Source organism: Micromonospora sp. NPDC000207 (assembly GCF_040300925.1).
In the GTDB taxonomy this organism is placed as follows: domain Bacteria; phylum Actinomycetota; class Actinomycetes; order Mycobacteriales; family Micromonosporaceae; genus Micromonospora.
The window spans coordinates 22,827-43,083 of sequence record NZ_JBEPEQ010000046.1; the positions used below are offsets into that span (position 1 = coordinate 22,827).

A 20,257-nucleotide genomic window follows, 5' to 3' on the forward strand; every position below is an offset into this window, starting at 1 on the left:
GTGGTCAGCCGCCGACCTCGACTGTCAGACGAAAGGGAAGACCATGACCCGAAGGCCGATCGGCATCATCGTCAACGGCGTCACCGGCCGGATGGGCTACCGCCAGCACCTCGTCCGTTCGCTGCTGGCCATCAGGGAGCAGGGCGGCGTGCCCCTGCCCGACGGCACCCGGATCTGGCCGGAGCCGATCCTGGTCGGCCGCAACGAGGCCAAGCTCCGGGAGATCGGCGAGCGACACGGCCTGACCGAGTGGACCACCGACCTCAGCGCCGCACTGGCCCGCGACGACGTGGAGATCTACTTCGACGCCCAGGTCACCCAACAGCGGGAGAAGGCGATCCGGCAGGCCATCGAGGCCGGCAAGCACGTCTACACCGAGAAGCCGCTTGCCGAGGAGACCGCGGCGGCGCTGGAACTGGCCCGGGTCGCCGACACCGCAGGCATCCGTACCGGCGTCGTCCAGGACAAGCTCTTCCTGCCCGGCCTGCGCAAGCTCAAGCGGCTCATCGACGGGGGCTTCTTCGGCCGGATCCTCTCCGTACGCGGCGAGTTCGGCTACTGGGTCTTCGAGGGCGACTGGCAGCCCGCCCAGCGTCCGTCGTGGAACTACCGGTCCGCCGACGGCGGCGGGATCGTGGTCGACATGTTCCCGCACTGGCACTACGTCCTCGAGGAGCTGTTCGGCCCGGTCGAGACGGTCAGCGCGCACATCGCCACGCACATCCCGGAACGGGTCGACGAGTTTGGGCACACCTACCCGGCCACCGCCGACGACGCCGCCTACGGCACCTTCGAACTCGCCGGGGGCGTCGTCGCCCAACTCAACTCCTCCTGGTGCGTCCGGGTCAACCGGGACGAACTCGTCGAGTTCCAGGTCGACGGCGTGGAGGGCAGCGCCGTCGCCGGGCTGCGCAACTGCCGGATCCAGCACCGGGCGGCCACCCCGAAGCCGGTCTGGAACCCCGACCTGCCGGCCACCGAGAACTTCCGGGCGCAGTGGAGCGAGGTGCCCGACAACGAGGAGTTCGACAACGGGTTCAAGGTCCAGTGGGAGGCCTTCCTGCGGCACGTGGTGGCCGACGAGCCCTTCCGCTGGGACTTCCTCGCCGGTGCCCGGGGTGTCCAACTCGCCGAGCTGGGCCTGCGCTCGGCCCGGGAGGGCCGCCGCATCGAGATCCCGGAGCTGCACCGATGAGCACCGAGGTCCGCCTCCCCGACGGCACCCGGTACCGGCTGCGCGGCGGCACCGGCTTCCCGCACCCCACCGCCCCGGCCACCTCCCGGACCGCGTACGCCGCCGCCCACGTGGTGGCCGATCCGACCGCCGAGAACGTGCCGGGCGTCCCGGCCGCCGTGGACTGGGACCGCACCCTGGCCTTCCGGCACCACCTCTGGTCCTACGGCCTGGGGGTCGCCGAGGCGATGGACACCGCCCAGCGCGGCATGGGGCTCGACTACCCGGCCGTACGGGAACTGGTGGCCCGCAGTGCCGCCGAGGCGCGTACCGTCGGCGGTCGGATCGTCGCCGGGGTGGCCACCGACCAGCTCCCGGTGGGGCCGGCGTCGCTCGCTGACATCTCCCGGGCCTACCACGAGCAGCTCGCCGACACCCTCACCGCCGGGGCCCGGCCGGTCCTGATGTGCAGCCGCCACCTCGCCGCGGCGGCCACCGGCCCCGACGACTACCTGCGGGTCTACGCCGACCTGCTGGCCGCCACCGACGAGCCCGTGGTGCTGCACTGGCTCGGAGACATGTTCGACCCGGCGCTGACCGGCTACTGGGGGTCGACCGACCTGGACCAGGCCACCGAGACGGTCCTGACGCTGGTCAAGGAGCACGCCGACGCGATCGACGGGATCAAGGTCTCCCTCCTCGACGCCGACCGGGAGGTCGCCCTGCGCCGCGCCCTCCCCGCCGGGGTGCGCCTCTACACCGGCGACGACTTCAACTACCCGGAGTTGATCCGCGGCGACGAGGTGGGCCACTCCGACGCCCTGCTCGGGGTCTTCGCCGCCATCGCCCCGGCCGCCTCGGCGGCCCTGGCCGCCCTCGACCGGGGTGACCTCGCCACCTACGACGAGGTCTTCGCCACGACCCTGCCGCTGGCCCGGCACCTGTTCGCCGCGCCGACCTGGTACTACAAGACCGGGATCGTCTTCCTCGCCTGGCTGGCCGGGCACCAGGACCACTTCGTGATGGTGGGTGGCCAGCAGTCCGGCCGTTCCCCGGCGCACCTGTCCCGGCTGCTCGTCCTGGCCGACGAGGCGGGCCTGCTGCCCGACGCCGAGCGGGCCGCCGCCCGGGCGCGGGCGTACCTCACCGTCGCCGGGGTGCCCCGGTGACCGGCGGTACGGCCCGCGCCGACCTGGCCCGGTTCTCGTTCAACCAGGCGACAGCGAAGCACTGGCCGCTGGCCGACGTGGTCGCCGGGTGTGTCGAGGCCGGGGTTCCCGGGATCGGGCTGTGGCGCGAACCGGTCCAGGAGTACGGCCTGGCGCAGGCGGCCAAGCTGGTCCGCGACGCCGGACTGACTGTGACCTCGCTGTGCCGGGGCGGGTTCTTCACCTCCCCCGGGTGGCGGGAGGAGAACCGGCGGGCCATCGAGGAGGCCGCCACCCTCGGCACCACCGAACTCGTCCTGGTCTCCGGCGGGCTGCCCGAGGGCAGTCGGGACATCGACGGGGCCCGCCGGATGGTCGCCGACGCCATCGCCGACCTCGCCCCGGAGGCCGCCGCCGCCGGGGTGCGGTTGGCCATCGAGCCCCTGCACCCGATGTTCTGCTCCGACCGGTGCGTCGTGGCGACCCTCGGCCAGGCCCTCGACGTCGCCGAGCGGTTCGACCCCGGCACTGTCGGGGTGGTCGTCGACACGTACCACGTGTGGTGGGACGACACCGTCCACCAGCAGATCGCCCGGGCCCGGGACCGGATCGCCGCCTTCCAGGTGGCCGACTGGATCACCCCGCTGCCGGAGGGGGTCCTGCTCGGGCGGGGGCTGCCCGGCGACGGCTGCGTGGACATGCGCCGGTTCCGTCAGTCCGTCGACGCCGCCGGCTACACCGGTCCGATCGAGGTCGAGGTCTTCAACGCCGAGGTCTGGGCCCGACCCGGTCGGGTGGTGCTGGACGCCGCCGTCGCGGGATACCTGCGGCACGTCGTCTGAAGGACCCGCGTGGACGACCCCGGGCCTGTCGTCGTCCACGCGTACGCGCCGGGTCGGCCGGTGTCGTCCGACCCGGCGTCCCGGCCTGTCCGGTCCGGCGCCGTCCCTGCCGTCGTCGTCACACTTGTCCGCCCTGGCCACCCCGGTCGATCGACCAGGGAGCACGATGGAGGGCCGGAACCCACAACGGTGTGGGGCGGACGAGGGAGACGGCGTGGCGATGCCCCGGTGGAGTTGGTTCCGGGAGGCCGCCGAGCGGGTGTGGCGGGGCTGGCCGCAGGTGCTGGAGAGCACCCTGGCCGCGACGGTGGCCTGGATCCTGGCGACGGTCCTGGTCGGCCACCCGCAGCCGTTCTTCGCCCCCGCCGCCGCCCTGATCGTCCTGGGTCAGGCCCGGGGGCAGCGGACCCGCCGGGCGGTGGAGGTGCTGATCGGGGTCGCCGCCGGAGTGCTCGTCGCCGACGTGGTGATCCAGGCGCTCGGCGCCCGCCACACCCTGACCATCTTCACCGTCATCCTGCTCACCATCGTCGGGGCGGTGGCCGTCGGGGCTACGGGTGTCTCGGTGGTGCAGGCCGCCGTCTCCGCCCTCTACCTGGTGGTGATCGACCCGCCGGGGGAGAACCTGATCCCGTTCCGCTTCGTCGACGCGCTGATCGGTGGGGCGGTGGCGCTCGTCGTCAGTCAGCTCGCCGCCGTACGGCACCCGCTCGACCCGCTGGTGGCCGAGTTCCGGCAGACCTTCGCCGACCTCTCCTCGGTCCTGCACGAGGCGGCCGACGCCCTCGACGACCACGATCCGGTCGCGGCGAAGGCAGCCCTGGAGCGCGCCCGGGGGATGGACTCGGCGGTGGAGCGGCTGCGGACCGGGGTCCTCGCCGCCGGTGAGGCGGTCGCCCTGCACCTGCGGCGGCGTCGGCACCGGGGCCGGCTGCGGGTCGTGGACGCCTCCATCGGGCAGATCGACTACGCCGTACGCAACGCCCGGGTCCTGGCCCGTGCCGGGGTGACCCTCACCCGGACGCCGGCCCCGGTCCCGGCGGACCTCGGCGCGGCCGTCCGGCTGCTCGCCGAGGCGGTCCACGAGGCCGGGGAGGCGATCGCTGCCGACCTGGAGGGTCGGGAGACCGTCGCCGACGAGTGCTGCGCCAGGGCGGAGACCGCCGCCCTGGAGGCGGTCCGGATCGCCGGGCGGCTCTTCCTCCCCGGCCATCCCCTGCCGCTGGCGATGATCATCGGTCAGGTCCGGTCCACCGCGATCGACCTGCTGCGCAGCGTGGGACCCGACGACGACGCGGCCCTCCTCGCCCGCATCGACGAGGCGCTCGGGCTGCCGGCGGTGTGACCTGCGCCGCCCGCCGTCCAGGGGACTCCCATCCGGCTCGCAGAAAGCTGACAGGTGGCTGTGCTGGACTGGGTGGTCAGGCGCAGGAGAGGAGTCGGCGATGGCGTGGTGGAATCGACGGTCCCGTTCCGACGGGACGATCCCGACCAAGCTCGACCGTGAGGGGACCCGGGAGGACCTGACCGCGCTGGAGGAGTTCGTGGCCAGTCGGCAGGGGGTGGAGTTCTACCTGGAGCCGGAGACGACCGCCACCGACACCACAGTCATGGCGATCGCCCACGACGGGGAGTGGATCCGTCGGCGGACCGGGAACCCCCGGGTGGCGGCGAAGCTCGCGCACCGGCACGCGGTGCCGCTGTACGAGGCGGCCCGGACCGGCTATCCGGACCGGATGCGGGCCTGGAACCGGGCCCACCCCGAACGCCGGATGCGCTGAGGCGGCCGGGCCCCGGCCCCGCCCGTCACGCCGTGGCGGCGGTGTGGCGGCGGTCGCCGGGGCGGACCCGGTCGGGCCGTCTCCCGTCACGCCGTGGCGGCGGTCGCCGGGGCGGACTCGGTCGGGCCGTCTCCCGTCGGGTCGGGGCGAGGCTGCCGGGGTGGGACCGGCCGGGCGGCCAGACCGCCGAGGGCGGCCCCGAAGACGGCGGTGAGGGTGACGATCCCGGTGGTCACCTCGGGGGTCCACCGGATCCCGTCGGCCACCGCCAGCCCGCTGAGGTGACCGGCCCAGACCAGGGCGGCGAAGACCGCACCGGCCAGGGGCAGCCGCAGGGCCGCCGCCGGGCCCCGGACCGCGTCGAGCCGGTGCAGGACGACGTCGGCGAGGCCCGCCCCGACGACCGCGCCCGCCGCGCCTGCCGTGGCGGCGGCCGGGAACTCGTGCATACCCAGGGCGAACAGGGCGACCCCGGCGACCACCGCCGCCCCGGCCCCGAGGGTGCACCGGCGTCGGTGCAACAGCAGGAACGGCACCACCAGCAGGATCGTGGTGACCAGGTAGGCGTCCACCCCGAGCAGCGCCGACACCGGACCGTTCGGTGCGTCGATCGGGCGGGTCGGCGCCGTGGTCAGGAACGCCGAGGAGTGGGTGAGCAGGATCGTCGGGTTCATCGCGGTGAGGACCATCGACCCGACCCCGGTCAGGGTCCGCAGTCCGGCCCCGCCCTGCGCCCACCACGACCGCAGCGGGCTGCTGACCATCAGCAGGGCCGCACAGACCAACATCAGGTGACTCGGGCTGAACGAGGCGTCCAGGCCGACCTCCACCCCCAGGGTCTCGTGCCAGACCATGTCGGCGAGCGCGGCGAGCCCGAACGCGACGACACCGATCGCGCCCACCCGATAGCCGACCGGCCACCCGTCGCGCCACCACCGGGGGGCGTGCGCCCGCCGACGGTAGGCCAGGAAGAAGGTCCACCCGGCGGTCGCGGCGAAACCGGCGTAGAGCAGGCCGTGCCACGGGGTGAAGAACCCCTCGATGGTCTCGATCACGTTGGTGTGCGCCCACCCGTCGGCGAGCGCGCCGGCCACCAGGCAGGCCGCCAGGACCACTGTGACCGCATCCTCCCGGCGGGTCGCCGCCGGCACCGGCCGGTCGAGGGTTGCCGGTGACCGCCGGGGTGTCGGCACCGTCGGGCCCGTTGCATTCGCCACCGGTCGTCCCCTTTCCACACCATCACGTCATGACTGTGGGTCATTGTGCGGTTTCCTGCCGTGACGGGGTGGGCGACGCGCGGGCGGACCTCTCGACGGCGGGGCGTACCGTACCCGGGACGGTCCGACGTGCAGGGGTCACGCCGGGGAGGGACGACCGGTGGATGGCAACAGGGCGGACCAGCGGGCACCGGCGTCGCCCGCACCCCGCGACGACGCGGGGTCGACGGCCCGGACGGCGGCACACGACATGTTCGACGCCGACCCGGCGTCACGAGGGCTGGGCATCGAGGTCGTCGAGGCCGCCGACGGGGTGGCGGTGGCCCGGATGCGGGTCACCCCGGCGATGGTCAACGGCCACGCCATCGCCCACGGCGGTTTCGTGTTCCTGCTCGCCGACACCGCGTTCGCGCTGGCCTGCAACAGTCGGGGGCCGGTCACCGTGGCGGCCGGGGCGGAGATCACCTTCGTCCGACCCGCGTACGCCGGAGACCTCCTGCTCGCCCGGGCGGTCGAGCGGACCCGGTACGGCCGCAGCGGCATCTACGACGTCACGGTGACCCGCGACGGTGAGGTGGTCGCCGAGTTCCGGGGGCGCAGCCGGGTCCTCGCCGACCGACCGGAGGACCTCCGGACCGCGACGGGCACCCCCGGGCACGCCGACCCGACGGCCTGAACCCGGCCACCGGGTGCGGTGTCGGTCCCGTCGGGGTCGGCTCAGGCAGCCCGGGGTGGCGTCGCCGTCGACCGGGCCCCCGACGACGACGGGGTGGGCGGGAACCGACGCAGGACACCCGCACCGGCCGGGACACCCACCACCGCACCGGCCGGTGCGCCCACTGTCGCCGCAGCGGTCGGGGCCACCTGTCGACGGGGGACGGTCGGCACCCCGGCGGGCACCACGAGCGGCGTCGACCAGGTGGCCGACGGGCCCGCCTCGTCGCACCCGGGCGCGGCCTCGCCCGCCGCCGCCCGTCCCGCGAACTCGGCGCGTACCGCCCGGGGCAGCCGGTCGAGCGCGACCCGGCGCAGCACCGGCTCGACGAAGGCGTACCCGCCCTGGGGCAGCCGACCCAGCAGACCCCGGTCGGCCAGCGCGGCCAGCACCGGTCCACTGTGCCCGGCGGGCCAGGCCAGCACCCGGTCCACCGCCGCCGCCGTGAACCTGACCCCGAGCGTCGCACCGGCCATCAGGACCCCCCGGTGTACGCCGTCGAGGACGTCGATGCGGGCGGTCAGCGTACGCCGTACCTCGTCGGGCACCGGCAGCTCCGCCGGGTCACCGGCCCCCCGCTCGACGGCCAGCCTGACGTACGCCGCGGCGTACCCGGGATTGCCGGCGACCAACGGCAGGAGCCGGTCGACGGGCTGGTCGGGCCGACCGGCGCGGACCAGCAGCCGACGCAGCAACCGTCCGGTGTCCACGGTGCCCAGCGAGGCCAACCCGATCTGCTCCGCCCGGCCGGGTGTCCCGGGCCGCAGGTCGTCGCGGGTGGGCTGGTGGGTGACCACCACCGCCAGCGCCAGCCCCCGGGCGGTGGCGGTGGTGACCAGCTGCCGCAGGAAGGCGAGGACCCGGGGATCGGCCCGGTCCACGTCGTCGACCGCCACCACCACCGGCTGACGGGCCGCCAGGCCCAGCAGGACCTGCTGCCAGGCGGCGACCCCGTCGGCGGCCTCGGCGGAGGTGTCCGGCGCGGCGAGCAGGTTCGCCGACGCCCGGACCGCCGACGGGAGCCGGCGGGCCGGCACCAGACCGGTGAGGACGGCGGTCAGGCGTTGCCTGACCTGGGCGGGCGACTCGGTGCCGACCAGCCCGGCGAACCGGCGGACCAGGTCGGCGACCGGGGCCAGCGCCGCCCCGGTGTGCGGCGGGCAGTGCGCCACGCACCAGGTGACCGGTGCCGCGCCGACGGTGGGCAGCGCCGCGACGAGTTCGTGCAGGAGTCGGCTCCGGCCGCTGCCGCTGCTGCCGACCAGCGACAGCCAGCGGGGAGCCCGGTCCCGCAGCGCCCGTCGGATCCGGTCGGTGGCGGTCGCGACCTCCCGACGTCTCCCCACCAGGGGACCCCGGTGCGTCGCCGGGGCCACGGTGACTGTGTCCTCGGCCCGCCAGATCTCCAGGGGGGTCGCCCTACCGGCCACAGTTACCGCAGGCAGGGCCGCCTGTCCGAGCAGCCCGTCGGTGGCCCGGTGGGTGGCGGCGCAGAGGACCACGGCACCCGGTGCCGCGTACGCCTGGAGCCGGGCGGCGGTGGTGATCACCGCGCCGCTGGCGGTGCCGTGTCGACCGTCCCGGCTTCCCGGTACGTCCACCATGACCTCTCCGGTGGCCACCCCGACCCGGAGCCGGACCGGGGTACCCACCCCCAGGGACTGCCCGTCGACGGTCCGTTGGATCTCCAGACCCGCCCGGACCGCCCGGTACGCGTCGAACCCGTCGGAGCGGCGGGCACCGAACAGCGCCATCACCGCATCACCGACGTACTTCTCGACAACGCCGTGGTATCTGTGCAGGACCCGGGCCACCGCGTCGAAGTAGGCCCGTTGCAGGGACCGGACGTCCTCCGGGTCCAGCCTGTCGACGAGCGCGGTCGAGCCGACGATGTCGGCGAAGAGGACCGAGACCGTCCGTCGTTCCTCGGGTATCGGCCACCCCGACACCATCGGCCGGGTCTCCGTGATGATCGTTGACATCGACATCACCACCACCTCTTCCCCGCGTGGTTCCACACGACGTCAGGAGATTCCCATCCCTCGACCGACGGGGGATCGGCAGAACGACGTATGTCGGCTCCGCGCAACCATCGGTCGTGAAGTCGACGCGAGAGGTACCACAAGGGGGACAAGGCCGTAGTGGGTCGACCCCGGGTGTGACTAGGCTGCGTGCCATGGCCCGCGATGTGGAGTCCGCACCGCTCGTCGGCCGCGCTGACCAGGTGAGCAAGCTGCGTTCGGCGCTCCTCGACGATGTCGCCCAGGGGCACACCGCCGCGGTGTTCGTCACCGGGGAGAGCGGGGTCGGCAAGACCCGGCTGCTGCGTGAGGTGGGCGCGGCCCTGCGTGACAGGGGCGCCGTGGTGCTCACCGGGGCATGCCTGGACATCGGGGACGCCTCCCCGCTGCACCCCCTGTTGCAGGCGCTGCGTCGGCTGGAGGCCGAGGCGGTGGCCCCCGCCCGGACCTCCTCCGCGGTCCGCAGCCTGCTGCGGATGTTCGCCGAGGAGCAGGGAGGCCCGGACGGCGCGGGTGCACTGCTGGAGCGCGTCTCCCAGGGGCTGCACCTGATCGCCGAGGGACGTCCGCTGCTGCTGGTCCTCGACGACCTCCAGTGGGTGGACCGGACCACCCGCCAGTTGTTGCTGTACCTGCTGGCGGGCCTGGGTGACCTGCAACTGTCGGTGCTGGCGGCGGTGCGGGCGGAGTCGTTGCAGGGGGCGCATCCGCTGCGCCGGGTGCTGACCGAGTTGCGCAGACTGCGGTCGGTACGGGTGGTCGACCTGGCCCCGTTGGACCGGGCGGCGACCGAGAAACTGGCCACGGCGGTGGTGGGACACCCGTTGGGCCCGGACGCGGCCGAGCAGGTGTGGCAGCGCAGCGGCGGCAACCCGTTCGTGGTGGAGGAACTCGCCCGGGACCTGCGCGACGGCCGGGACGGGTTGTCGGACACCCTGCGGGAGATCTTCCTGGCCCGGGTGGACGCCCTGCCGCAGGCGGCCCACCAGGTGGTGCACGCCGTGGCGGCCGGTGTGGAGCCGGTGGAGCACTGGCTGCTGGCGCGGGTCGTGCGGCTGCCGGAGGAGGAGCTGATCGAGGCGATCCGGGCGGCGGTGGCGCACCGGCTGCTCGACAGCTCCGACGACGGCTACCGGCTGCGGCACCGGCTGGTCGCCGAGGTCCTCGCCCACGAGTTGCTCCCGGCCGAACGCCAGGTCCTGCACCGACGTTACGCCGAGGCGGTGACCACCGCCCCGGCCGAGTTGCACCAGGCCCGGCTGGCGCACCACTGGCGGTTGGCGGGAGAGCCGACGCGGGCGTTGCCAGCGGCCGTGGCGGCGGCCCAGGAGGCCGAGCGGTTGCACGGGTACGCCGAGGCGCACCGGCACTGGTCGCTGGCGTTGCAGCTCTCCGACGGGGCCACCGAGCCGGCCCCCGGGATGGCTGTCGACCGGGTGACCCTGCTCGGTCACGCCGCCGAGTCGGCCCACCAGTGCGGTGAACACGCCCGGGCGTTGGCCCTGCTGGAGGAGTTGGCCGCCACCGGGGGCGGGACGCTGTCGTGTTCGCTGCGGATCCGGCGCGCCCGTTACCTCGCCTCCGCCGGTCGGTCCGCCCCGGCCGAGCAGGAGTACCGGCTGGTCCTGGAGGACCCGGCGTGTACGGCGCGGGAGCGGGCCACCGCCGCCGCGTACCTCGCCGAACTGCTGGTGCAGATGGGACGGTACGTCGACGCCGGACAACGGGCCCGGGAGGCGTTGACGCTCTGCACGGGAGTCGACGGCTCCACCTCGGAGGTGGTACGCGCCAGCGCGGCGCTGGGGTACAGCGACGCGTACCTGGAGGACCCGGACGCCGGGCTGGCGGTGATGCGGGAGGCGCTGGCGGTGGCCGAACGGTCCGGCCGACCCTCCGATGTGGGAACGGCGTACCTGCACCTGGCGGAGTTGCTGACCGGGCCGCTCAACGTCATCGAGGAGGGGGTGGTGGTGGCCCGCCGGGGCGCCGAACGGGTCGCCGAGCTGGGGCTGGGCCGCACCTACGAGACCCGGCTGCTGGCGATCGCCACGAACGGGCTGTTCCGGGTGGGGCAGTGGTCCGAGGCGGAGAAGGTGATCGCGGCGGCGCTGCGACACCGCCCCTCCGGGGCGGACGCGGTGGAGCTGCTGCTGGCCAGGTGCCGACTGTCGGTGGGGTACGGGGAGGTGGAGGCCGCCGACCGGGACCTCGACGCGGTGGCCACGGTGCTCGCCGGTGGGGGCGCCCGACACGTGTTGCCGATGTTGACGCTGCGCGCCGGGCTGGCGATGTGGCAGGGCCGACACGACGTGGCCCGGCAGGCGGTCCAACGCGGGCTCATCGAGAGCCGCTCCGACGACGTGGCGATCCTCGCCGCCCTGGTCTGGCACGGGTTGCGGGCCGAGGCGGAGGCGCAGGCCAGCCGGACCGTGGAGATGGACCCGACGGCGGTCCGTCGACTCCGGGAGGCGATGGAGCGGGTCGCGGTACGCAGCGAGAACGCCTCCAAGCTGGTCCGTCGGGTGGTCGGGGGGTTCCTGGCGTTGTGCGCGGCGGAGATCAGCCGGATCGAGGGTGCCAGCGACGCCGACCTGTGGGGCCGGGCGGCATCCGAGTGGGACCGGGACAACCACCCCTATCCGGCTGCCTACTGCCGACTGCGTCAGGCCGAGGCGCTGCTGAGCCGCCGGGTTCGTCCCGCCACCGCCCGCAAGCTGCTGCGGCAGGCGTACGCCGCGGCGCACGGGCTGGGCGCGGAGCCGATGACCTCGGAGATCACCACTATCGCCGGACGGGCCCGCATCGACCTGGAGGAGCGCACCGTCCCCGCCACCCGGGGGCGCACCGCCCCTGTGGTGTCCACAAGCGACGAGTTGGCGACCCTGACCGCCAGGGAGCGGGAGGTGCTCGCCGCCGTCGCCGAGGGGCTCACCAACAAGGAGATCGGTCAGCGGCTGTTCATCAGCGAGCGGACCATCGGGGTGCACGTGTCGCACATCTTCGACAAGCTCCAGGTGCGGACCCGGGTGCAGGCCAGCGCGATCTTCCTGCGCCAGCCGTCCTGACCGGCCGTTCGGTGCGGTGCTGATCGGCCGGTCGCTCCCGGGTCGATCGACGGGCGGTCAGACGCCTGCGGTACGTCGTTGCTTATACGTCATTCTACTGATCCACAGGTCGTCTCCCGCTGGCAGGCTGTGCCACGTCGACGACAGCGCGGGGGTGCCGCGGGGACCAGTGGAGGAGCTATGAGCGTACCGGTGTGGGGTCCCGTCCACGGGGACGTCGTCGACCTGCTGGCCGACCATCCGGCGGACGTCCCGGCGGTGGTCGACCACCTGACCAAGTTGCAGGACATGCTGGTACGGCTGCCTCCGCTGGCCGACAGCAACCCGCTGGCCGACTTCAACCGGCTGTACCTGGTGATCACCGAGTGCGTCCTGGACGGCCTCTACGACGGACGGTTCGCCGACCCGGTCTTCCTGTCCCGCCTCGACGTCGAGTTCGCCACCCGCTACTTCGACGCCCTGCGGCTGTGGACCGAGTCGAGCCCGAACACCCCGGCGGCCTGGCGGTGCCTGTTCGAGCGGATGTCGGGTCCGGATGCGCGTCCGCTGCCGTCGGCGGCGGCCGGGGTCAACGCCCACATCAACTTCGACCTGCCGTTCGCCCTGGTCACCACCTTCGACCACCTGGAGTCCGAGCCGGTCGACGCCAGCGAGCAGCACCGTGACTACCTGGAGATCAACGCGATCTTCGCCCAGAAGATCCCGTCGCTGCGGCGCGGCTACCTGGACCGGTGGCAGCTGATCATCGACATGCTCAACGGGGACTTCGACGACTGGTACCAGGGTGAACTGGTGGAGTACACCCGCGATGTGGCCTGGCGCAACGCCCAGAAGATCTGGCGGTGTCGGCACGACGAGCACGCTCGGGAGATCGAGCGGAAGCGGTTGGACGAGACCGCCGCCGCGTTCGGCCGGCTCCTGCTCTCGCCCCTCGGGGCGCTGCTGCAGTAGCCGGTACGGGGGGTTCCCGTGCTCCGCCGGTGGGGGGTGGTGGGGCACGGGGGCGACGAGACGTCCGCCGGGGGGCGGGCGTACGGGGGAGGTGGAACGGTCACCCGGGGGGATCGGGACGACCGTTCCAGGGGCCGGTGGGGCCCGGTCGATCGGGGGGATCGCCCGGCCTCACCGGCCCGCGGGGGTCGACCGTCGGCCCGCACCCCGGGGTACGGGCCGACGGTGCGACTCACCGAGACGGCTCGGGCAGTTCGCAGTCGACCTGCGGGTTGGCGCCGACGTAGTTGAGCGGCCCCGCCGCGATGGTCACCAGTATGGTGCCCACCTCGGCGCAGTTGGTCTCGTCGTTGCCGCTGAAGTAGCCCCGTTGCCCGGCGGCGACAGCGCCGATGACGAGCCAGATCACGAGGATGATTCCCAAAAGCGACGGGCCACGACGCATGGCTGCCTCCCGGTTGGCTGATTGTTGTCAGGTGGGGCGGGATGTACCCAGTCGCGGTCGACCGCTAACGGTGCCCGGGTCGCCACACCGGTGGCCGGGACGGATCAGCCACCGGAGGCGAGCGGTCAGGCGCTCCCGTCGGCCACCGGGAGGATCCGCTCCGCCTCGGGAGCCCCGGCGAGCACTGCGGCCTGCTGCGGCCAGGTGGCCAGCCCCGGTGCGGAACGGACCCCGGCGGTCCGGATGACCTCCCGGAGGGCGGCTTCGTCCAGGTCGGCGAGCTGCCGGTAGGTCCGGATGCCGGCGGCCTGCAACGTGGCGGCCAGTTTCGGTCCGACACCCTGGATCCGCCGGAAGTCGTCGACGGAACCGGTCTGCGCCGCACCCGCACCCGCGCCCGCTCCGGCCGCCGCACCGCCGACCGCCGCACCGGCCGCCGCCACGTCACCGGTCACCGCACCGGCAGGGGTCCCGCCGTCGGTGGCCACGTCGGTCGGAGCCCCGCCGTCGGTCACCTCGGTGGTCGCCGCGCCGTCGGTCGCAGCAGCGGCAGGAGCCGCGCCGTCGGTCGCCGCGTCGGTGGTCGCGGCGGTCAGGGGGGCGTCGGTCGCCGTGTCGGCCGGGGCCGGTGCGTCCTGCTCGGTCACGGTCTCCTCCGCCGTGGCGGAGCGGGGGTGGGGGACCGGAGTCGGCGAGTCGGTCGTCGTCTCGTCCACGTTCCCGGTGGTCACCGGGGCGTCGGCGACAGGTGCGTTCTCCTCGACGGGGGGCGCGAGGGCGGCGGGCACCGCGTCGGCGGCGGCCGGTACGACCTCGGGCCGGTCGGTCGTCGAGGGCTCGGTGGTCTCCCCGGCGGTGGTCTCCTCGGCGGTGGTCGATGAGGCGGCCGCGTCGACGACGGGCGCGACCGGGGTCGGGTCGGTCTCGGCGGCGACCGGCGTCGGGTCGACGTCGGTGGCCTTCGGGGTGTCGGTGACCAGGCCGGTGGTGGCCGCCGCGACGAGGATCGGGTCGTCCGAGGTCGAACCGGCGACGGCGGGCTCGGCCGACGTCCGCGCCGCGAACTCGTCGTCGCCGACGACGGTTCCGGCGGTGGTGGTCGCCGGTGCGTCGGCGGCGGTGACCGTTTCGGTGGCGGTGGTCGCCGGTGCGTCGTCGGTGGTGTCCGGTCCGGTGGCGGTGGTCGCCGGTGCGTCGTCGGTGGCGTGGGTCGGTGCCCGGTCGAGGACGGCCGCCGGGGGTTCGTCGTCGACGGTGGCCGGTGCGGGGTCGGCGGCGACCACGGCGGCGGGCGCCACGGCCGTCTGGGCACCGGAGGTGCCGAGGTCACTCGGGGCACCGGCCACCGGGGACGCCCCGCTCGGGTTCGGAGCCCGGCGGGAACGGAGTATCCATCCGCCGGCGAAACCCGCCGCCAGCGCCAAGATCAACAGAAGGAGATGCGAGAAAGTGAACGACACGGAGAAATCGCCCTCACCTAGGTCGAAGGGTCGCGAAGAAAGCTCGGGGCAGCTTCGCACACCGGCAGGGCAGGCAACAGCGCGGCTCACGGGGGCGAGGGTCAGTCGTTCTCGCCCCGGTAGGTGTAGAAGTCGTCGACGAACCTGCGGCGCAACCGGGGGATCCGACTGGTGACACCGAAGTAACCCCGGGCACCCAGCAGGGCCAGTCGACCCACCACCGGGCGGTACAGCGGATCGTCGCCGTTGGTGCCGTTGCGGGACAACGAGTCGGCGACCCGGGCGTAGCCGTACGGCAGCATCGCCGCCTCGTAGTCGGCAACCCCCGCCAGCAGCGTCTTGTCACCCGCCGCTACCTGCCGCAACTCCCCGACGAGCAGGGCGGCGTCCCGAAGCGCCGTGTTCGCCCCCACCCCCCTCCCGGGGGTCATCGTGTGGATGGCGTCGCCGAGGAGGGTGACGGTGCTGGCCTTCCACTGTGGGATCGGCTCCGAGGTGGCCACCCGGATCGGCATCGCACTCTGCGGGTCGCTGCCGGCGAGCAGGTCCCGCAGGTCCGGATGCCAGCCCCGGGTCAGTCGCAGGGCCAGGTCGATCAGGGCGGGTCCGCGCAGGTCCATCACGTCGGCGGGGAAGTGGCGGTCCGCGCTCCAGATGACGATGTTGACGTAGTCGCGGGTGGCGTCGTGGCGCAACCCCGGCCACCGGGCCAGCAGGGCGGCGTCGGCCGGGTCGAGGTCCGGTCTCAGTCGACCGTCGCGGTCCCACTTGAACTCCATCACGTGCAGCACCCCCATGATCCCGCCGCTGGCGAAGATCAGGGAGATGCCCTGCCGGACCCGTTCGGGTAGCAGCGACCGGACGTGGTCGGTCAGCGGGATCTTCACCGCGATGTTGACGGTGCCGGCGGGGCGGGTCACGGCGTGCGGCAGGTGTTGACGACGTACCGCCGAGTGGGTTCCGTCGGCGGCGACCAGCAGGTCGCCGACGGCGGTGGAGCCGTCGGCGAAGTGGGCGGTGACCGTCCCGTCGTCGCGCTGTTCGTAGTGGGTGAAGGTCCGCCCGAAGTGGACGACGTCCTCCATCCCGGTGAGCAGGACCTGGTGCAGGGTCATCCGGGCCACCGACCGTTCGGTCTCCACCGGGTCGGTGTCCGGGCGCAGCTCGAACGAGGCGGTCTCGCGCAGCCGCTCGCTGATGACGGTGAAGTACCGGGGGGAGCGGGCACAGGTGGCGAGGAAGACGTCGAACAGCTCCGGTGACAGGCATCGGCGCAGCGCCTTGTTCCCGGTCGGGCCGATCCCGATGCGGTAGCTGAGCAGACCGTCGCTGCGGTCGCGGTGCCGTTCGTAGACGGCGACGTCGATGCCGGCCCGGCGCAGCCCGTGCGCCAGGCACATGCCACCGGTGCCGGCACCGATGACCAGAACCCGCAGTCGTTGGGGTGACACGGCGGTTCCCCTCCTCGGCCGTCAGCCGGCGGCGCCGGTAGTGGTCACCGAGTCCGCGTCCCAGGTGTAGAAGCACCCGGCGATCGCGTCACGCGGGGACCGCCAGGTCGGCAGGTACGGCGAGGTGTGCGCCGAGAGCCGCTTGTTGACCTCACGGAACAGCGGGTGGTTGCGGGCCGCCGCCAACGCGTCCGGGTCGACGTCGGAGGTCTCCATCAGGTGCACGTACAGGTCGTGCAGGCAGTAGAGCGACCGGTGTCGGAGTCCGGTCATGGCGGGCAGTTCCGTCGCGTCGGACTCGCTGAAGATCTGGGCCACCCGACCCTCCGAACCCGGGATGATCCTGCTGACCACCAGTAGACGACTCATGGGATCCCTTCCGTCGGTGGTGTCGTCGGGCGGGCCGGCGGCACCTGGGACAGCTGTTCCCTCACCCTCCCCGACGTTCAGTCACCGGGTCGTCACTCCGGGCGTGGTCGTCGTGACGTCGGGTGCCGGTGCCGGTCCGGGTCTCCGGGGGGCGCCGTGCTCACCGGGGGCGGGGGACGCCCTGGCTCGCCGGGTCGGTGCGGGGTCGGCCGGCGCCCGCCGGGCTGGCCCGTCGGATCGGTGCCAGGGTGTCGTCGAGCAGGGCGGACATCGCGGCCGAGGGTTCCAGGCGCAGTTCCCGCAGCAGCAGGTCGCGGTAGACGTAGAAGGCGTGCACCGCCTCGTACGCGTTGCCCTCGGCCAGGTGGATGCGGACCACCAGGCGGTGCGGTGTCTCCCGTAACGGCTCGGCCGACATCGCCTCCAGGGCGGCGTCGAGGGCCTGCCCGTGCCGACCGGCGGCGAGGTGGTACGCGGCCACCTGCTCCAGCATGTGCAGACGCAGTTGGCGCAGCCGTTCGCGTTCCAGCAGCACCCAGTCGTCGTACCAGCCGGGGAGCAGGTCGTGGCGGCCGGCGGCCAGGGCGCCCTCGACGAGGTGGGCGTCGTCGCCGTCGCGGATCCGGGCGGCGGTCTGCACCAGGTCGTCGACGTCGACCCGGACGCTCGAATCGAGGCGTACGGTGTCGCCCACCGTGATCAGCGGGCAGCAGGGGTCCTGGCGCAGCCGCCACAGGGCGGTCCGCAGCGAGGAGAGCGCCCGTTCCTCGGCGGCCTCCGGCCACAGCAGACCGGCCAGGTTGCTCCGGGTGGCGTCCGGGCGAAGCCCGATCAGGGCGATGACCCGTTGCAGGCCCCGGGGGACGACCACCGGTGCCCCCCGCCGCAGCAGTCGGAACCCGCCGAGCAGGTGCAGCGCCACCGGGGCGCGCTCGACCCGGGCGGGCGGGCGTGGTTCAGAGGTCACGGACGGCACCCCCCTGGAGTGGAACCGCAGTCCCGACGTGTCACAAGCGGTCGACGGGTGACACCGCTGTCGAGGTTGCGCCGTTGGCGACGGGCGACCCGTGGCCGCCGGGTTGGACGTGCCGACACTAACAATCGCGGTTACGCTGAGTCAACGACTCGGTCTGCTTTGTGACCTTCGAGTTCACCTGCCGCACCCACTCTGATCAGCGAAAAAGTGTCAGTCCATCCGGCGGCCGCACAGCTGGGGCAGGGATTGTTCATAGCTTGCGTCAACGGAACGTCACCGCCGATTGTGGTTGGTGGGCCAACGGTGACGGCGGGGTGACGGCGTACGGCGCATCGTGGCGGCACCGATCCGACGTGGCCCGCCGGGCCACCCGCCGATGTGCCGTGGGGGTGCCAGCTCATGGACCGTACGCTGATCATCGCGAAGGTGGTTCCGGACGCCGAGGAACAGGTGGCGGAGATCTTCGCCGAGTCCGACGCGACCGAACTGCCCCGCCTGGCCGGGGTCCGGCACCGGTCCCTCTACCGGCTGCACGACATCTACGTCCACCTGCTGGAGACCGAGTCGGCGGGCGACGGTGCCGTGGAGGCGGTCCGGGACCACCCGGAGTTCACCCGGGTCAGCGCCCGACTGCGGCCGTTCATCTCGCCGTACCTGCCGACCTGGCAGGGACCCCGCGACGCCATGGCCCAGCGGTTCTACCACTGGGAGCGGCCGTGACCGCCACCGCGCCCGCCGAGGAGCAGCTCTGGTCCCGGTGCGCGGGCTGTGCCAGTCTGCTCTACCGCAAGCGCCTCCTGCGCAACCTCGACGTCTGTCCCGAGTGTGGGGCGCACGCCCGGCTCGGTGCGCCGGACCGGCTCCGGCAACTCGTCGACCCGGCCTCGTTCGTCGCCCTGGCCGACCGGCCGGCCGACGTCGACCCGATCGGGTTCGTCGACGTCCTGCCCTACCCGCACCGGCTCACCGCCGCCCGGGCCGGCACCGGTCTCACCGAGGCGGTGGTCTGCGGCACCGCCACCATCGCCGGACACCGGGTCGCCCTGGCCGTGATGGACTTCCGGTTCCTCGGCGGCAGCCTCGGGTGTGCGGTCGGCGAGCTGATCACCCGCAGCGCCGAGCGGGCGCTCGACGAGCGGATCCCGCTGGTGCTGGTGACCGCCTCCGGCGGGGCCCGGATGCAGGAGGGTGCCCTGTCGCTGATGCAGATGGCCACCGTCAGCCAGGCGGTGGCCGCCCTGCGCGAGGCGGGGATCCTCACCGTCAGCGTCCTCACCGACCCCACCTACGGCGGGGTGGCCGCCTCCTTCGCCACGAACACCGACCTGGTCCTCGCCGAGGCGGGTGCCCGGATGGGCTTCGCCGGTCCCCGGGTGATCCGACAGGTCACCGGGCGGGCCCTGCCCGAGGGGTTCCAGACCGCCGACTTCCTGCTCCGGCACGGTCAGGTCGACATGGTGGTGCCCCGGCGGGTGCTGCGCGGTCGGCTGGCCTCGGTGCTCGCCGCCGCGGCGGCCGGTCGGCCGCCGACCCTGCCGCCACCGGCCACCACCGCCCCCCGCCCCCAGACGCCGTCGGCCGGGACCCCGTCCGCCGTCCCGGAGTCCGGCGGCACCGCCGTCGCGGGCCCCGACGAGGACCCGTGGGCCACGGTCCGGGCCGCCCGCCACCTCGCCCGCCCCACCACGCTGGACTACCTGGACGCCGCCTTCGACGGCTTCGTCGAGCTGCACGGTGACCGGCTCGGCGCGGACTGCCCGGCGGTGGTCGGCGGGCTCGCCCGCCTCGACGGCCGGCACGTGGTGGTGGTCGGCCACCAGAAGGGACACACCACAGCCGAGCTGGTGGCCCGCAACTTCGGCATGGCCAGCCCGGCCGGTCACCGCAAGGCCCTGCGGCTGATGCGACTCGCCGCCCGGCTCGGCCTCCCGGTGGTCACCCTGGTCGACACTCCCGGCGCGGATCCGGGGGTACGAGCCGAGGAACACGGCCAGGCCGCCGCGATCGCGGAGAACATCCTGATGATGAGCTGCCTGCCCATCCCCGTCGTCGCGGTGGTGACCGGGGAGGGCGGCAGCGGCGGGGCGCTGGCGTTGGCGGTCGCCGACCGGGTGTTGATGCTGCGCAACGCTGTCTACTCGGTGATCAGCCCCGAGGGGTGCGCCGCGATCCTCTGGCCGGACCGGTCGGCGGCGGCGCAGGCCGCGCGGGCGTTGCGGCTGACCGCCCCGGACCTGTGTCGGCTCGGCATCGTCGACGAGGTGGTGCCGGAACCGCAGGGGGGCGCCCAGTCCGCCCCGGCGGTCGCTGCGGAGCTGCTCCGTCGTGCGGTCGCCGCGAACCTGACGCCGCTGCTGGACGTACCGCCGGCCACCCTGGTCCGTCGCCGACGGGAGCGGTTCCGCCGCTACGGGGCGGCCCGGGTCACGGGGGTGGGGGTCCGATGAGCGAGGTCACCGCCGAGGCGGTCCTGTCCGAGCTGAGTCGGCAGGCCCGACACCTGGTGTCCGAACTGGCCGGACCGGTGCGCCGGGTCCGACTGCGCAGCGGGGACACCGTCCTGGAGGTGGAGTGGCACGACCCGACAGCACCGGCTCCGGTGCCGGCTCCGGCCCCCCGCGCCGCACCCGACGACGCACCCG

At 73.8% G+C, this 20,257-nt stretch carries 17 protein-coding genes and 1 pseudogene; 11 read left to right on the plus strand and 7 right to left on the minus strand.

Annotated features, from left to right (window positions below; all coding sequences use genetic code 11):
• Positions 1–43: 43 nt before the first annotated feature.
• The 5 genes from ABT336_RS13865 to ABT336_RS13885 all read left to right on the plus strand — a co-directional run bounded on the left by ABT336_RS13865 (position 44) and on the right by ABT336_RS13885 (position 4,945).
• A complete protein-coding gene (locus tag ABT336_RS13865) occupies positions 44–1,195 on the plus strand; it encodes a Gfo/Idh/MocA family protein (RefSeq protein ID WP_350896923.1) in 1,152 nt (383 codons plus the stop codon).
• Positions 1,192–2,343: a dihydrodipicolinate synthase family protein gene (locus ABT336_RS13870; RefSeq protein ID WP_350896924.1), complete on the plus strand. Its 1,152-nt coding sequence runs from the start codon at positions 1,192–1,194 to the stop codon at positions 2,341–2,343. Before ABT336_RS13865 ends, ABT336_RS13870 begins: the two co-directional genes overlap by 4 nt.
• A complete protein-coding gene (locus ABT336_RS13875; protein WP_350896925.1) occupies positions 2,340–3,164 on the plus strand; it encodes a sugar phosphate isomerase/epimerase family protein in 825 nt (274 codons plus the stop codon). The genes ABT336_RS13870 and ABT336_RS13875 overlap by 4 nt, the downstream gene beginning before the upstream one ends.
• A 220-nt stretch (positions 3,165–3,384) precedes the next feature.
• Positions 3,385–4,509: an FUSC family protein gene (locus ABT336_RS13880; protein ID WP_350896942.1), complete on the plus strand. Its 1,125-nt coding sequence runs from the start codon at positions 3,385–3,387 to the stop codon at positions 4,507–4,509.
• Between the two features lie 100 nt (positions 4,510–4,609).
• Positions 4,610–4,945: a hypothetical protein gene (locus ABT336_RS13885; RefSeq protein ID WP_350896926.1), complete on the plus strand. Its 336-nt coding sequence runs from the start codon at positions 4,610–4,612 to the stop codon at positions 4,943–4,945.
• Between the two features lie 86 nt (positions 4,946–5,031).
• Here ABT336_RS13885 and ABT336_RS13890 read toward each other — a convergent pair whose 3' ends face one another.
• Complete coding sequence (locus ABT336_RS13890; RefSeq protein ID WP_350896927.1) at positions 5,032–6,162, minus strand: hypothetical protein; 1,131 nt, start codon at positions 6,160–6,162, stop codon at positions 5,032–5,034.
• Between the two features lie 250 nt (positions 6,163–6,412).
• On the opposite strand from ABT336_RS13890, the gene paaI reads away from it, so the two are divergent.
• Positions 6,413–6,838, plus strand: a complete 426-nt coding sequence (gene paaI, locus ABT336_RS13895) for a hydroxyphenylacetyl-CoA thioesterase PaaI (protein WP_350896943.1) — start codon at positions 6,413–6,415, stop codon at positions 6,836–6,838.
• Positions 6,839–6,879: 41 nt separating this feature from the next.
• Here the strand turns inward: paaI and ABT336_RS13900 are convergent, their stop codons facing one another.
• On the minus strand, positions 6,880–8,859 hold the full coding sequence (locus tag ABT336_RS13900; RefSeq protein ID WP_350896928.1) for an adenylate/guanylate cyclase domain-containing protein: 1,980 nt from the start codon (positions 8,857–8,859) through the stop codon (positions 6,880–6,882).
• Between the two features lie 194 nt (positions 8,860–9,053).
• Between ABT336_RS13900 and ABT336_RS13905 the strand changes: the two genes are divergently transcribed.
• On the plus strand, positions 9,054–11,963 hold the full coding sequence (locus tag ABT336_RS13905) for a helix-turn-helix transcriptional regulator (protein WP_350896929.1): 2,910 nt from the start codon (positions 9,054–9,056) through the stop codon (positions 11,961–11,963).
• A gap of 180 nt (positions 11,964–12,143) precedes the next feature.
• Complete coding sequence (locus ABT336_RS13910; protein WP_350896931.1) at positions 12,144–12,914, plus strand: DUF5995 family protein; 771 nt, start codon at positions 12,144–12,146, stop codon at positions 12,912–12,914.
• A 232-nt stretch (positions 12,915–13,146) separates the two neighbouring features.
• Here the strand turns inward: ABT336_RS13910 and ABT336_RS13915 are convergent, their stop codons facing one another.
• From ABT336_RS13915 to ABT336_RS13935, 5 genes are all read right to left on the minus strand, one after another.
• Positions 13,147–13,359 (minus strand): hypothetical protein, encoded by a 213-nt coding sequence (locus ABT336_RS13915; protein ID WP_350896933.1) that lies wholly within the window; start codon positions 13,357–13,359, stop codon positions 13,147–13,149.
• 125 nt (positions 13,360–13,484) lie between these two features.
• Positions 13,485–14,789, minus strand: coding sequence for a helix-hairpin-helix domain-containing protein (locus tag ABT336_RS13920; RefSeq protein WP_350896934.1), 1,305 nt, complete (start codon positions 14,787–14,789; stop codon positions 13,485–13,487).
• A gap of 131 nt (positions 14,790–14,920) precedes the next feature.
• A complete protein-coding gene (locus tag ABT336_RS13925; RefSeq protein WP_350896935.1) occupies positions 14,921–16,270 on the minus strand; it encodes an FAD-dependent oxidoreductase in 1,350 nt (449 codons plus the stop codon).
• 21 nt (positions 16,271–16,291) lie between these two features.
• A complete protein-coding gene (locus ABT336_RS13930) occupies positions 16,292–16,639 on the minus strand; it encodes a TcmI family type II polyketide cyclase (RefSeq protein WP_350896936.1) in 348 nt (115 codons plus the stop codon).
• 160 nt (positions 16,640–16,799) lie between these two features.
• Positions 16,800–17,606, minus strand: a complete 807-nt coding sequence (locus ABT336_RS13935) for an AfsR/SARP family transcriptional regulator (RefSeq protein WP_350896937.1) — start codon at positions 17,604–17,606, stop codon at positions 16,800–16,802.
• Between the two features lie 408 nt (positions 17,607–18,014).
• Between ABT336_RS13935 and ABT336_RS13940 the strand changes: the two genes are divergently transcribed.
• The 3 genes and pseudogenes from ABT336_RS13940 to ABT336_RS13950 all read left to right on the plus strand — a co-directional run.
• The gene (locus ABT336_RS13940; RefSeq protein ID WP_350896938.1) at positions 18,015–18,335 is read left to right on the plus strand and encodes a TcmI family type II polyketide cyclase; all 321 of its coding nucleotides are present in this window, start codon (positions 18,015–18,017) and stop codon (positions 18,333–18,335) included.
• A complete protein-coding gene (locus ABT336_RS13945) occupies positions 18,332–20,062 on the plus strand; it encodes an acetyl-CoA carboxylase carboxyltransferase subunit alpha (RefSeq protein WP_350896939.1) in 1,731 nt (576 codons plus the stop codon). Before ABT336_RS13940 ends, ABT336_RS13945 begins: the two co-directional genes overlap by 4 nt.
• A pseudogene (locus tag ABT336_RS13950) lies at positions 20,059–20,257 on the plus strand (acetyl-CoA carboxylase biotin carboxyl carrier protein); the annotation flags it as partial. The gene ABT336_RS13945 and the pseudogene ABT336_RS13950, both read left to right, overlap by 4 nt.